This is a genomic window from Mucilaginibacter sp. PAMB04274 (genome assembly GCF_039634385.2).
Classification (GTDB): domain Bacteria; phylum Bacteroidota; class Bacteroidia; order Sphingobacteriales; family Sphingobacteriaceae; genus Mucilaginibacter.
Window position 1 is genome coordinate 1,683,060 of record NZ_CP155081.2, and the last position, 14,709, is coordinate 1,697,768.

The 14,709-nt window shown below is 46.8% G+C and carries 8 protein-coding genes; 6 read left to right on the forward strand and 2 right to left on the reverse strand.

Translation table 11 applies throughout. The features are described from left to right. Positions 1-49: 49 nt before the first annotated feature. Entirely contained in the window at positions 50-934 is an 885-nt protein-coding gene (locus ABDD95_RS07080; RefSeq protein ID WP_352432929.1) for a hypothetical protein, read from the reverse strand. Positions 935-1,014: 80 nt separating this feature from the next. Beyond that, positions 1,015-2,142, reverse strand: coding sequence for a M12 family metallopeptidase (locus ABDD95_RS07085; RefSeq protein WP_345951210.1), 1,128 nt, complete (start codon positions 2,140-2,142; stop codon positions 1,015-1,017). Positions 2,143-2,702: 560 nt separating this feature from the next. On the opposite strand from ABDD95_RS07085, the gene ABDD95_RS07090 reads away from it, so the two are divergent. The 6 genes from ABDD95_RS07090 (at position 2,703) to ABDD95_RS07115 (ending at position 14,699) form a co-directional block, all read left to right on the forward strand. Continuing rightward, on the forward strand, positions 2,703-2,990 hold the full coding sequence (locus tag ABDD95_RS07090) for a hypothetical protein (protein WP_352432940.1): 288 nt from the start codon (positions 2,703-2,705) through the stop codon (positions 2,988-2,990). 94 nt (positions 2,991-3,084) lie between these two features. Continuing rightward, positions 3,085-7,479, forward strand: a complete 4,395-nt coding sequence (locus ABDD95_RS07095; protein WP_169611253.1) for a CusA/CzcA family heavy metal efflux RND transporter — start codon at positions 3,085-3,087, stop codon at positions 7,477-7,479. Next, a complete protein-coding gene (locus ABDD95_RS07100; RefSeq protein WP_345951211.1) occupies positions 7,479-8,729 on the forward strand; it encodes an efflux RND transporter periplasmic adaptor subunit in 1,251 nt (416 codons plus the stop codon). Before ABDD95_RS07095 ends, ABDD95_RS07100 begins: the two co-directional genes overlap by 1 nt. 18 nt (positions 8,730-8,747) lie before the next feature. Further along, positions 8,748-10,076, forward strand: a complete 1,329-nt coding sequence (gene rseP / locus ABDD95_RS07105; protein WP_345951212.1) for an RIP metalloprotease RseP — start codon at positions 8,748-8,750, stop codon at positions 10,074-10,076. 51 nt (positions 10,077-10,127) lie between these two features. Then, the gene (locus ABDD95_RS07110) at positions 10,128-12,158 is read left to right on the forward strand and encodes a heavy metal translocating P-type ATPase (RefSeq protein WP_345951213.1); all 2,031 of its coding nucleotides are present in this window, start codon (positions 10,128-10,130) and stop codon (positions 12,156-12,158) included. A gap of 1,650 nt (positions 12,159-13,808) precedes the next feature. Further along, on the forward strand, positions 13,809-14,699 hold the full coding sequence (locus tag ABDD95_RS07115; RefSeq protein ID WP_345951214.1) for a bestrophin family ion channel: 891 nt from the start codon (positions 13,809-13,811) through the stop codon (positions 14,697-14,699). The last annotated feature ends 10 nt before the right edge of the window (positions 14,700-14,709 follow it).

Below are 14,709 nucleotides of genomic sequence, written 5' to 3' on the forward strand. Positions count from 1 at the left end.
ACGTGAATAATAGTATATAGATCGGTCAAAAATGAATAGTTATATCTGCTCAATGATGAACAAGTTCAATAGTAACGCCCACTTGTAAAGCCGACGATCTGTATTGAGCACCATTGAATTGAGTTAGAAGGCGATTGCCATTCTGTAGAAAGGATTCATCCACTCCAATATTGGTTTTGAAATGAGTGAAGGTAGTCGAGGCGAAAATGCTGCACGAGCGACTTACCTTAACATTAATTACAACTTCCCCAGTAACGCCTTGTCCATTGGCATGTTGCAGGAAACTTATAGGATGCATGAATGTCTCAATTAGGTTCCAATCTGCCGTTGCGTTGTAGTTTACCAAAGCATACTTACAAACGGCTTTGAGCAATACTCGTTTACTGATATCAATTCTTGCACCTGCATGTGGCATCAAACCTTTCCAACTGGCAGTGTAAGTACTGTTAAGATTATCAAACCCCGTATTTAAAATGAAAAGCTGCTGCGTGTCTGAAAGGTAGGCAATTCCCACTTGTAAAGTTACCTTCTGAAGTTCAAGAGGAGTTAAAGATATGCCTGTTTCCAGGTTTTTCAAACTACCTTTACTGCTCGTGAAGCCTTCATCATATGTCGGATTCGATCTGTCGTCACCTTGATAATCAACATCGGTTCCGGTTCCGTGATAAATAAAATTTTGCTGAAACTTGATATACCCGCTCAAAAAGCTAATCGGTCGGTACTCGCTATTAAAGAATATGCCAGCGGAAGCAATTCTATTCCATTTTAATTCCGATAATATGTTTGGTGATTTTCCTTCACTGTTTCCTGCTATAGACCAAGTGAGTTTACTCGTTCCAGTTGCCACGCCAGTAGAGAAGGAGAAGTTCGCTTGGGCCCTGCAAGTCAGTACTCCGCTTGAGAGGAACAGTACGACAAAGATTTTTAATGTCAAAGCACTGAGATTATTGAAACAAAAAAGTAGCAGGTGGTGCCCGCTACTTTCTGGTATAAGTTGAAGTCGTATTTTTCGCCTTAAAGATTATTAGGGATACGGCAACAGTTGGGAGGGTTCGGATTGCCGTTGTTTAATTGGGCTTGCAAATTTAGTCGTTCCTGCGGTGTCATGATTGTACCGTCCGGTTTATAGACCGTAGCATCTAATTCGGCATAAACGTCGGATCTGGCGATGTAGGGAATATAGAATGTGTTTGCCCATGCTTTGTCCAGGGTTGAAACAACACTTCCCTGAGACCATGTTGATCCATCTGATTTCTTGGTCAAAACGGGGACTGAGGGGTTAATTGCAAAATCATAAGAGCCATAGATCATAACTGAACTATAGTCTATACCGCCAATAGCGTAATAGTTTGTTGTGATTTTTTGGAAGTTGTGCCGGTTCGTATCAACGACGTTGTTCAGATTAACGTTGATTGAATTATCCCGGTCATATCTGGATTGCTCGTGAAACAAGCCTATCGCATGCCCTATCTCGTGTATGGCAACACTCACAGTTTGAAAGGCTGCAAGGTTTATGATTTGCCTGCCAGCCGTTGGTCCAGAGCCTTGCTGTGGCTGCCGTCCAACAGGTGAATTGTTAACGTTTGAATTGGTGAATTCAATATACGGATAAGGAAAGCCATATGTTGGGTCTTGAGTTGGTTGGTCGGTGGCATTATAGAACCGTACGTTGGTATTGGCTTGCCAATGAAGCATAGCCTGCTGCGCAATATATCTCCGGTCGGATGTCAGATTATTGGCATATCTGAACCTAACCATAGCCCATAAATTGTATGAGGTTGGGTAAACACCAAATGCTCTCGGTATCGCTGTGTTGTTCGTACCCACCTTGACTGGTATGTTTAACACTGGATTTATCGAGGTATCCGGACCTATGTAAGATGGTTTTCCAGTAAAAAAGGATCCATTTTCATCTAAAGCTTTCAATTGAGCTGAAGATAGGGCGATATCACCAAGCCAGAAAAAGTTATCACCCTGCTTTTTGACTACTAGACCTGACTTCAATGTTACAAAGCCATCCGCTGGTCGGAGAGGGTCCGGGTATTTGTGCGTTAATTGATCATCATAGCCTTGTTCGGCTTTTTTACAGGAACTTCCTGCAAGGATTACGATTGCAAAAAAGTAAAGTAAAAAGTTTTTCATAATACAATGGGTTTGTATTCAAGAATTTATTTTCTTGTCGGTTAAGGATTAAATTATTGGTTGCAGCAGCGATCGTTTGCTCTGAACAAATTTATTTAATGTTATCCGTCACCCATAAAATTGAGGCTTATATCCATCCCGAAAAGGATGCCATCTGTACCGGAAATTTTTACTGTTGAGAAATATATCAATACCTGAAGGTGTGTTAGACCTCCGGTCGTGTTGTCCGTAATGTGGGGAGTGTGTCCGGAAACTTAGTGGCTAAAACGTTTCAATTTGCGGCTACGTCTATTTCGCGTTAACCTGGGAAGTAGGCATTGGTGCATAGGCGCAGTATGTAAAATTGCGATGGCAGAAAGTTCAAAATTAGGACTTAGATCATTGGCTTATATTGGTTTTCAGAATCTTATAAAGTGCTATATGTCAAGTACACCATTTGTTTTTAGTGCAAAGCTAATTATATCCTGTATGTAAAAATTTCGTTTTTAGCTTTGCTCATTTCCAATAAATTATACTTTTGCTACTGAATGAAGTATCTGGCACTCATATTCAGCCTCTATATGACCATCCTGGCCGTACTGCCTTGCAGGGACAGTGATGATTTTGCGGATGTTGCCAGGTCTTATCCTTCTATCGGGAAGAGTCATACCGCAAATGAAAAAGCAGGGCAAGAAACCTGCCCGCCATTTTGCACATGTGCCTGCTGCTCTACGGTAAGAACTCTTACCCCGCAGCTTTCTAAGACGACGATATTCATTCAGCCAATTTCCCGCTCTTACGCGGAAGCGCCTGTTCCTGCCGTCCGGGAGCAAAGCATTTCTATCTGGCAACCGCCCCGGCTCGGTTAATACGCTTACTTTTTTTGATTCAATCATTGCCTAAAGGATAGCTATGCCTATGCCTTATCTGCAATGAAGTATTCCGTATTAATCTTACTATTTTATGTTTGATAAGATCATTGCGTTTTCCATCAGCAATAAGCTGGTGGTGGGAGCATTCATATTCTTACTGGTAGCCGGGGGTATTTATTCCCTGTCGCGGCTACCCATCGATGCGCAGCCCGATATTACTAATAATCAGGTGCAAATCATCACACAGGCACCTACACTCGGTGCTCAGGAAGTGGAGCAGTATATTACCGCGCCTATTGAGCTGGCAATTGCCAACGTACCGCAAGTCATCGAAAAACGTTCTATTTCCCGTTCCGGTCTTTCGGTCATTACTGTGGTGTTTGAAGATGATGCTGATATTTACTGGGCACGTCAGCAGATCAGCGAAGGGCTGAAAGAAGCCGAAGCGCAGATACCTAAAGATACCGGGGAACCTACGCTGGCACCTATTACTACCGGTTTGGGTGAGATTTACCAATATGTCATTCATGCCAAGCCAGGTTACGAGCATAAGTATTCGGCCACCGATTTACGCACGATGCAGGACTGGATAGTCCGCAGGCAACTGGCCGGAACGCCAGGCATTGCCGAGATCAGCGGCTGGGGCGGCTATGTTAAGCAGTACGAAATTGCTATTGACAATGAAAGGCTCAACAGCCTGAACATTACGATCAGCGATATCTATACGGCACTGGAAAAGAACAACCAGAATACCGGCGGCTCTTATATCGAGCAGCGCAGCAACGCTTATTTTATCCGGGGATTGGGCCAGGTTAAAACGCTGGACGATATTGAACATATCGTGGTCAAGAACCGCGAAGATGCCCCGGTGGTCATTGGTGATATTGCCAAAGTACAGTATGGCAGTGCCAATCGTTATGGTGCCGTTACCCGCAACGGGCAGGGCGAAGTGGTGGCGGGTGTTGCCCTGATGCTCAAGGGTGAAAACTTTAACGAGGTCATCAAGCGCGTTAAGGAACGCATGGCACAGGTGCAGAAATCGCTGCCCGAAGGCGTAGTGATCGAACCATTTATCGACCGTACCGAACTGGTCGGCAGGGCTATTGGTACTGTCGAACGGAACCTGATTGAAGGCGGTTTAATCGTGGTATTCATACTGGTGCTGCTATTGGGTAACTGGCGGGCCGGTTTAGTCGTGGCATCGGTTATCCCGCTGGCGATGCTGTTTGCCATCACGCTCATGTACCTCTTTGGCGTATCAGGCAACCTGATGAGCCTGGGCGCAATAGATTTTGGCCTGATCGTCGATGGAGCCGTTATTATTGTCGAAGCCATTGTTCACCGTATCACAGAAACCAATAAGTTTCAGGATAGAGAAGCGCTTAATCAACAGGAAATGGATGGTGAGGTTTATGAAGCCGCCTCGCAAATCCGGCATAGTGCTGCTTTCGGAGAAATTATTATCCTGATCGTGTACCTGCCGCTGTTTGCGCTGGTGGGCATTGAGGGCAAGATGTTCCGCCCAATGGCAGAAACGGTAGCCTTTGCTATCCTGGGTGCTTTTGTCCTTTCGCTGACCTATGTGCCGATGGCAAGCGCCTTATTCTTAAGCAAGAAAACACACCACAAGCGTAATATATCCGACCGTATTATAGATGGTTTGCACCGCATTTACACGCCTGCTTTGAATGCTGTACTTCGAGCCAAAAAGCTGACTGTTTTTCTTTCTGCCGTATTATTAGCTGTTGCTATCTGGGCGTTTTCCAAAATGGGCGGTGAGTTTATCCCTACGCTGGAAGAAGGCGACTTAACCGTAGAGATTGCTATGATGCAGGGCACTTCGCTTAGCCAGGTGGTCGAAACCTTCGGTAAAGCGGAAAGGCTTTTAAAGCAGAAGTTTCCGGAGATCAAACAGGCCGTAACGCGCATTGGCAGTGCAGAGGTGCCCACTGACCCGATGCCGTTTGAGCGCGGCGATATGATGCTGTCGATGAAGCCGAAAGACGAGTGGACTTCAGCCAGTGACCGCGGGGAAATGATGGAAAAGATAGAGCAAACCCTTAATAATATTCCCGGCATCAATGTGGAAGTTACGCAACCCATGCAGATGCGCTTTAACGAGCTGATGACCGGTATCCGTCAGGACGTCGCTATCAAAATCTTTGGCGACGACCTGGACGTGCTTGCAGCACAAGCTGATAAAACAGCCAAACTGATCAGCAGCGTAAAAGGCGTCAGCGAACCAATCGTTGAAAAAGTAAGCGGCCTGCCGCAGGTAGCCGTTACCTACGACCGCCATAAGATTGCGCAGTATGGATTGAATATTGAAGATGTCAATACCGCTTTAAGTACAGCCTTTGCAGGCAGGGTGGCAGGTGTCGTGTTCGAGGGCGAGAAACGTTTTGAAATCGTTTTGCGCTTAAGTCGCGAACTACGTTCCGATATCGTGAATATCGAAAATCTGTATATCCCGTTGCCGAGCGGCAGCAAGGTGCCGTTGAGCCAGGTGGCTTCCATCAAAATTGAGGACGCACCATCACAGATCAGCCGGGAGGACGGCAAGCGCAGGATTTATGTGGGCTTTAACGTACGTGGCCGTGACGTGGAAAGCACCGTTAAGGATATTCAGCAGCTGTTAAACCAAAAGATGAAAATGCCTGCCGGATATTATACGACCTATGGCGGCCAGTTCCAGAACCTGCAGGAAGCCAAAGGCCGTTTGGGGGTTGCCGTACCGGTAGCCCTGCTGCTGATTTTGGTGCTGCTGTATTTTACTTTCCGTTCCGTAAGAGAAACGCTGCTGATCTTCTCTGCAGTGCCGTTATCGGCAGTGGGCGGCGTAGCAGCTTTATACCTCAGAGGTATGCCATTCAGTATCAGTGCAGGCGTTGGCTTTATCGCGCTCTTTGGCGTTGCCGTACTCAATGGCATCGTACTGATCGGCTACTTTAACCAGCTCCAGGCCGAAGGCATTTCGGATATCGTAGAACGTGTCAAAAAAGGTACGCAGGTTAGGTTAAGGCCGGTCATCATGACCGCATCGGTCGCTTCATTGGGCTTTTTGCCGATGGCAATATCTACTACGGCCGGTGCCGAGGTACAAAGACCACTGGCAACTGTGGTGATTGGCGGGCTGATCTCCGCAACGCTGCTCACCTTACTGGTACTCCCCGTACTTTATATTCTTTTTACTAAAAACCATCCTCAAAAACCGGATAAGGTTATGCCATTATCACCTAAATTAGTGACCATATTCGTCCTACTGGCAGGCAGCTTGTTTGCTACGCAGACCGTACAGGCGCAGGATGCGAGGCCGCTTACTTTAATGGAAAGTATCCAAACGGCTATCCGGAATAACCCGAATCTAAGAAGGTCAACCCTCGAAGTAAGCCAGAACAAGGCATTGCAGGGAACGGCTTTTGACCCTGGCAAAACTGATATTACGCTGACGCAAGACCCGACTTCGGGCGGAAATATTGATAATAGCCTGGGAATCACGCAAAGCTTTGCTTTCCCGACCGTCTACAAGGCGCAGGGTAAGGTACTCAAAGCGCAAACCGCTCTGAGTGAACGGGCAAAGGCCATAACGGAAAACGAACTGGAAAAAGAGGTCAGCGCAGCTTATTACCAATTATGGTATGCCCAAAACAAGCTCGGGCAGCTTACCAGCCAGGACAGCTTGTATAAACGTTTTTCCGAGCGGGCTGCCTTGCGCTATAAAACCGGGGAAACCTCTTACCTCGAACAGCTATCAGCCGTAAATGCCTACCGGGAAATCGGGGTAGCCAAAAAGCAGGCCGAAGCGGACGTGCTCATCGCCAGGCAGGAATTACAGCAGCTTTTAAGCGTAAACTATCTGCCTTCAATTCCCGAGGCTCCTTTAGAAAGGTTGATCTTTACCGCGCCGGACAGCGCAGCGATCAGCAAGCATCCCCGGGTGGCTTATTACCAGCAGCGCAGCGCCTTAGCCGAGGCACAGTTTAAGGCCGAGAAAAGCAGGTATCTGCCCGACCTGACCTTAGGATACCGGCAGCAGCTTTTGGTCGGTGCCTTTAATCCGGCAAACATCAACCGCAATTACTATCCGGGAACCCGTATTGGGGGATTTGAAGTTGGCGTTGCTGTTCCCTTGTTTTTCGGGGCGCAGAAAAGCAAGGTCAAAGCGGCACAGGTCGGCCAGCAGATTGCCCAGACCGAGCAGCAGCAGGCAGCAATATTCTTGACCAAGCAATACAATCAGGGCTTGCAGGAGCTGGCAAAGCAGGACGAGGCGCTCCGCTATTATAATGAGGCCGGATTAAAACAGGCAGCCGAACAGATACGGATTGCCCAGTTTGCCTACAGCAAAGGGGAGATCGGTTATGTGGAGTTCATTCAAAACATGACCCAGGCGATGAATATTCGCCTGAGCTACCTGACCGCATTGCGCGATTACAACCAGGCCGTTATTGAACTCAATTATTTGACCTCCAGCGAAAAATTATAATGAATACATTGATAATTAAAAAATTTCAACTTGGCTTGGCTGCGATGTTTGCAGCATTGTTACTGCTCACATCCTGCTCGCAGCAGCCGAAAACCGGGGACAACGAAGAAGCCAAAAGCGAAAAGCCTGAAGCTGCACCCGAAGGCGTTACATTGACGCAAAGCCAGCTCGATGCGGTTGGTATCCGCCTGGGCAGTATCGAACAAAAAAATCTAAAGTCAGTGGTAAAAGCCAGCGGCCAGCTTGAAGTACCGCCGCAAAACAAAGCCGAGGTAACGCTGCTGATGGGCGGCGTTGTCAACCAGGTGTTTGTTTTGGAGGGGCAGCATGTTTCCAAAGGTCAAAAACTGGCCACCATTGAAAACAACCAGCTCATACAGTTGCAGCAGGACTATATGGCTGCGTTATCCAGCCTGTCTTATGCGGCCAAGGAGTACGAGCGCCAGCGGGAACTGAATGAAGCCAATGCAGGTACCGGTAAGATCTACCAGCAGTCGCAAACTGCCTTACAAAGCGAGCAGGCCAAAGTTTCTGCGCTCGGCCGCCAGCTCCGGCAGGTGGGCGTTAGCCCGGAAAGTGCCGCCCATGGCAGGTTTATCACGCAGATACCCGTATACGCGCCGATCAGCGGCACTATAGGTAAGATCGTGATCCAGACCGGCTCCTACGCGGAACCAGCCAGGCCGCTAATGAACATTATTGATAACTCGAAAGTGCATTGTGACTTGGTGGTCTATGAAAAGGACTTGTTTAAAGTAAAGGCGGGCCAGCAGGTAAGCTTTATCCTCACCAACCAGAACAACCGGGAGATCACCGGGAAAATTTACGGCGTAAACCAGTCCTTTGAAAACGAAAGCAAGGCCATTATTGCACACGCAGTGATCGAGCAGGCGGCCAAAAATAACCTTATCCAGGGTATGTATGTCTCGGCATTGATCGACGTGGGCAAGCAGGAGGCTACAGCCGTTCCAAGAGAGGCTGTCATCAAAACCGGTGGCAAGGAATATATTTATTATCTGGTTCGGGTTGCTGAACGTGCTGGCGCAAAAGAAAAGTCAGAAAAGGACGAAGAAGATACATCCGGTAAATCTTATGTTTTTGAAAAAGCAGAGGTAGTGACCGGCGTCAGCGATTTGGGGTATACTGAAATTAGACTGGTGAAGGCCTTGCCTAAAGATATCAAGATCGTCACCAAAGGGGCATTTTACATTCTTTCCTCGGAGAACGCTACCGGCGACGAGGAGGAATAACCTAACAAAGGAGAACAGATGCGAATAGTGATCATGATATTGCAATTTGTGGCCGGAATGTCCCTCCTGGTGCTGGTGCACGAGCTGGGGCACTTTTTAGCCGCAAAGGCATTTGGCATAAGGGTCAGGAAGTTTTACCTGTTTTTTGATGCCTGGGGATTGAGATTGTTCCGGTTCCATTTTAAAGGAACGGAATATGGGATAGGCTGGCTCCCGCTGGGCGGCTATGTGAAAATGGCAGGGATGCTTAGTAACCATGAGGATGAGGAAAGTCATGAAGGTACCTTTGCGCACCGCAGGTACCATAACAAGCCGGTATGGCAGCGGATTATTGTGATGCTCAGCGGCATTCTCATGAATGTCTTGCTGGCGGTCGTCGTATTTACCGGCCTGACGCTTAGATACGGTAAAGGGTCTGTTGCCACGCTTGGACAGGAATACCGGATCGAACCGGGTAAATTGGGTAAACTCGCTGGCCTTGAGGCAGGCGATCAGCTGGTCGCGGTTGACGATGAACCCCTGGTGGATGAAGAAGAACTAACAAGCAGCCGCCTGATACGCGGCAAAACAGTCCTGTCCGTAATACGGTCAAAAGGCAGAGAGCGGGTACATTTGCATATCGCCGTTCCACCGCAGGTGATGCAGACGATCGCTGATGAAGGCATGACCGATTTCTTTTCGGTCAATGCAGATTATAAAGCGGATTCCGTGCTAACCAATCTTAATTTGTACGGCACCAAAGAATTCAAGCATACCGGAATTTTCACGATCAACGGGGATTCGATACATTCCTATGAGGAATTCCAGGTCCGTTTACAAGAGAATAAGAAGCGTGAATTGTATGTCACGGTCATTCATGATGGTAAGACGATGCGGCTCAGGGCGCACCGGGACAAGGACGGTCATATCGGCTTTAGTCTGAACAGTAAAAAACCTGCTTACCGGCCCGGGCCTGTTTCAGTGGCAGGGTCCATTGCAACCGGGACAACACGTACCTTGACTTCTATATCGGATAATGTAAAAGGGTTCGGGCAGATGCTTTCGGGCGAGGTCAAGATGAAAGAAGCGCTGAACGGGCCGGTTAAAATCGCGACCATGTTTGGCGAACACCTCGAATGGAAGCGCTTTTGGAGCCTGATTGCCTTGCTTTCGATCGGCATTGGCTTTATCAATGTGCTGCCCATACCATCACTTGATGGCGGCCAAATTTTCCTGGTAGCCATTGAAGGCATACGGGGCAGCCCTTTTAAGCCGGAGACTTTGCAGCGTATACAGATCACCGGCTTTTTGATTCTGATGGTGATCGTGGCTTTAGTTTTTTATAATGATATCCGCAGTCTCGTGTAGGCTGCAAAAGCATAGCAAACAAATTTGTAGACATTCACTTAATTTAAGATAATGGAAAACGAGCAATACCAGGTTGATGGTAAAGAACCTATCGGAAAGCCTTCTGAAAACCGGCGGACCGCAGTGAATAATGAGCGGGCACACGAAGCCGACCAGCACGCCGCAAAGGAGCATGATCATGACGAGGAAGATGAGACGCTGAACCTGACGGAAGCGCCCGAGGAAGCGGAAAGCTGGCTGAGCCACTGGCCGCTGCTCACCGCTCTTTTGATCCTCGTCGTGATGCTGACGCTGGAATATGGATTCGAGTGGCAGCCGCCGTTTCCGGTGAATCTGATCGTTTTTTTAATTGCCTTTGGGCTGTCTGGCTATAACGTACTGGACATGGCTTGGCGTAAGGCGAAGCACTTCGATTTCTTTAACGAGTTTTTCCTCATGAGCGTGGCTACCATTGGTGCTTTCAGCATTGGGTCTTACAGCGAGGGCGTGGCCGTAATGGTGTTTTATTCCATCGGTGAGTGGTTTCAGGATGCAGCGGTGAACCGCGCGAAAAAAAGCATCAAGGCATTGTTGGATATCCGGCCGGATAAGGTGACGGTGATGCGTGACGGCAAGCCCTCGGAGGTTGACCCGAAAAGCGTCCAGGTGGATGAGATCATCCAGGTGAAGGCAGGTGAAAAGGTCGCATTGGATGGCGAGCTTTCTTCAGATTCGGCCAGCTTCAATACCGCAGCGCTGACGGGTGAAAGTAAGCCGGACACGAAGCGCAAGGGCGAAAAGGTACTAGCGGGTATGATCAACCTGGATAAGGTCAGCGAGGTTCAGGTCAAAGCCTTATTTAAAGACAGCAAGCTAAGCCAAATTCTGGAAATGGTGCAGGATGCTACCGCCCGTAAATCGCAGACGCAATTGTTTATCAGCCGCTTTGCCAAAGTTTATACGCCTATCGTCTTTGCTTTGGCCTTACTGGTATGTTTTGCACCTTACTTCTTTCTGGACAGTTATAACTTCCATCAATGGTTCTATAGGGCCTTGGTCTTCCTGGTGATCAGTTGCCCCTGCGCGCTGGTAGTGTCAATACCGCTGGGCTACTTTGGGGGTATCGGGCTGGCCTCACGAAATGGTATCCTTTTTAAAGGTTCCAACTTTTTAGACGTCATGACGAAGATCAATACGGTCATCATGGATAAAACGGGAACCCTGACCAAAGGCGTGTTTAAGGTGCAGGAAGTGAAAGCCGAAGGATTGAGTAATGATGAATTGGTGGGGATGGCAGCGGCTATCGAAGCCAATTCAACTCATCCTATCGCCAAAGCGGTGGTATCTTATGCTGGCGATAAGGCCAAAGCTATCCAGGCAGAAAATGTCGAAGAGATTTCCGGCCATGGCTTGAAAGGTATCATAAACGGTAAAGTGGTGCTGGCTGGCAACGCGAAGCTTTTAAAGAAATTCAATATTGCCTATCCTGGCGAAGTGGATGGTTTGGTTGATACCGTTGTCGTGCTGGCTGTCGATAACCGTTATGCGGGTTACATCACCATTGCAGACGAAATTAAAGAGGACGCTAAAGATGCCATCGAGCGGATGCACAATCTGAAGCTGCAAACCGTCATGTTATCCGGGGACAAGCAAGCCGTCGTAGATAAAGTGGCTAAGTCCCTGGGCATAGATAAAGCCTTTGGTGATCTACTGCCGGACGGTAAAGTTGAAAAGGTACAGGGCTTTAAGGATGCTGGCAGCCGTATCGCTTTCGTAGGTGATGGGGTGAATGATGCGCCGGTGGTTGCCTTAGCTGACGCGGGTATCGCCATGGGCGGTTTGGGAAGTGATGCCACAATTGAGACCGCAGATATCGTGATCCAGAATGACCAGCCCTCGAAGATCACGACCGCTATTAAAGTCGGTAAAATAACGAGCCGTGTTGTTTGGCAAAATATCACAATCGCCATGGTCGTGAAAGTGATCGTATTGATTTTAGGCGCAGGCGGTGTTGCGAACCTTTGGGAGGCAGTGATCGCAGATGTAGGTGTTGCCTTGCTGGCTATTTTGAATGCGGTAAGGATACAGCGAATGAAACTTTGAACTGATAGAAAATGTTAAAGCTCATGTCATACGGCAAGAGCTTTTATTTTGAACAGTAACGAAATCGTTTTGGTTGATTAGTGTTGAACATGCGACTGAGAAAATTGAACCAGCCGTACTATTAAGCGGTTTATAAAGTTTATCATAAACGGCTGCAAAAGACTTGAAATAATAAAAAGATAGGCTAATATACGGCTACGAGCAATTTCGGCCTGTTATGAGGACCATATCCATAAAGGTAGTTTTGTATCCTAATTTTTGTTAAACCATATCATAACTGACTAATGTGAGTGATTGAACTGGTTTGCAAGAACTTTATAGTTACAGATGTTGTATATCTCCTTACTATATATATTGATAGGCAGATTACTGCTGATCCTTTAAAGAATTCCATTCCCAAACGATCCCTATTTGTCGCGCTTGAGGTCAATAATTTCTTCCGCTGATCATAACCAGGCATGAGATAGCTGTGTCTACTCTCATCTTGCTTTTTTTGATGCTGAATTTGGAGTCTTGCATTGATATGATCATTGTGCCTGGAAGCGGAATACAGGTTTAAATGGGCATCGATGAAACCGGTGAACACAAATGTCCACCGTTATGCAATTGCGGCTGTTTCAGTACATTTCAATTGTTCATTTAAGCATGCTAGTCCTGTTACCTACCGACCGGATCAAAAACTGTTTATATAGCGACGCGATCTAGCCAAAGACGGTTACAAGGGCAATAAACATCTGGCATCCAGCCCAACTTGCTTGGTCCTCGCTATAATCTGTTTGAAATTTTTCAATTGTTGGTGTACCCCCGTACACCACTCATATTGCTGTGAGGGGAGGGATGGAATGTATTTCTGCTGAAGGAGCAATTGGCCATTCAGGTCAGTTTATATCCCGTAACTTGAAATTTTTATAAATCTTTTAATTGTAAAGCACTGGTCGTTTCGTAAAATGGTAGCTGGGCTTTTTTCCCTAACCGCACGCTTTTTAAATATAGCATTTCCTTCATCTTCTAACTCTTGTCTATCGCGAAGCTCTCGCTCAAAAACTTGATGATAGATTTGGTGCAAGCTTTTTGGATAACTGAGAATACAAGGAATTTATATTAGCCTTGAATTAGTTCGAACAGCCTAAGATTTGATGCTAACGGGTACATGAATTTGGGGCGAAAGGTTTCTCTTAGAAAAATATAGCGGTCATGCGTAATCAAAACCATAGTGAGCACTGGCTATTCAGCGCAGCGGTATTTCACAGAGAAGGCCTGATTAGAGATTCCCCGTCCTTTACTAAATGATACGTTAGAGATACTTCCGCCCGAAAACGGAAGGGCTTTTTGCCTACCATAAAACCAACTGGTTCAATGGGCTCGCGGTTATCAATGATTAAGCCGGCAAACTACTACAGACATGGAACAATTCATATTTGAGGCGCAAGGGTGATATTCAATCAGCAAAAGTGCCTTAGGATACTTTAAATACTTATTTGTATATTCCATAATGCTGGGGCAGCAATTAAGGTTCCGGAGGATAGTATTAGAGACAATCGTTTGCTATATAATCTTTAATATAATTTACAGAGTGAAATGGAATTTAAAAGACTATGAGATCAAACTAACTTTAAGCAATTTAATTATTATAATCAATGAATGTTCGTTATGCTGTTAAATAAAAAGATTTCTATAGGTTATTTTATAAGTCTGATCAAATATGATCTTATTGCTATCGCATCCTATGCAATTCTAGCCGGATCTTTTGATCACTACTGGATATTTGCCAAGATCAATATTCCGCTTGCGATCTCCGCTTTTGTAGGTACGGTATTATCACTGCTGCTTGCTTTCCGGACCTCACAATCCTATGAACGATGGTGGGAGGCAAGAACTGTTTGGGGAGCGATTGTTAATGACAGCCGGACATTGGTCAGGCAGGTCCAGCAGTTTCTACCCGATGATCATGTAGGTGCAGCTTACGTAAAAAAAATCGCTGAACAGCAGATCGTCTGGTGTCATGCCCTGTCTCAATCTTTAAGAAAATTACCCTGGTCCGGGCTCGTAAAAGATCATGTCGACCAACTGCACACTACCACAACGAATCTGCCGAACCATTTGCTTAGCGAGCATTCGCGCTTACTGGCAAAGGTAAGCAAGGAGTTCAGCATTGACCCTAACAAGCAGGTGCAGATCGATATGACGATCATGCGTTTGTGCGATTCCATGGGCAAATGCGAGCGGATCAAAAACACGGTCTTTCCCCGTTCCTACAGTGTCTTACTGCATTTCATTATATATGTGCTGATGAGCCTGTTACCATTCGGTCTTGAGGACAACTCCAAACTGGTGGAGGTCCTGCTCACCTTTGTGATACCTGCACTATTCATCAGCATAGAAAAGACAGCCCATTTGATGCAGGACCCGTTCGAGAATAGGCCTACCGATACACCCACTACAGCGTTGAGTCTCACGATTGAGCGGAACCTGCGAGAAATGTCTCTTATGGATGGCGAAATAGCCGACAACGATCAAAAAGGAACCTATTATTTGTTATAATTCCGCCGGA

Coding starts and splice junctions, on each gene's coding strand:
- ABDD95_RS07095 (WP_169611253.1), top strand. CDS start 3,085: ATGTTTGATAAGATCATTGCGTTTTCCATCAGCAATAAGCTGGTGGTG.
- ABDD95_RS07110 (WP_345951213.1), top strand. CDS start 10,128: ATGGAAAACGAGCAATACCAGGTTGATGGTAAAGAACCTATCGGAAAG.
- ABDD95_RS07090 (WP_352432940.1), top strand. CDS start 2,703: ATGACCATCCTGGCCGTACTGCCTTGCAGGGACAGTGATGATTTTGCG.
- ABDD95_RS07100 (WP_345951211.1), top strand. CDS start 7,479: ATGAATACATTGATAATTAAAAAATTTCAACTTGGCTTGGCTGCGATG.
- ABDD95_RS07115 (WP_345951214.1), top strand. CDS start 13,809: ATGCTGTTAAATAAAAAGATTTCTATAGGTTATTTTATAAGTCTGATC.
- ABDD95_RS07085 (WP_345951210.1), bottom strand. CDS start 2,142: ATGAAAAACTTTTTACTTTACTTTTTTGCAATCGTAATCCTTGCAGGA.
- rseP (WP_345951212.1), top strand. CDS start 8,748: ATGCGAATAGTGATCATGATATTGCAATTTGTGGCCGGAATGTCCCTC.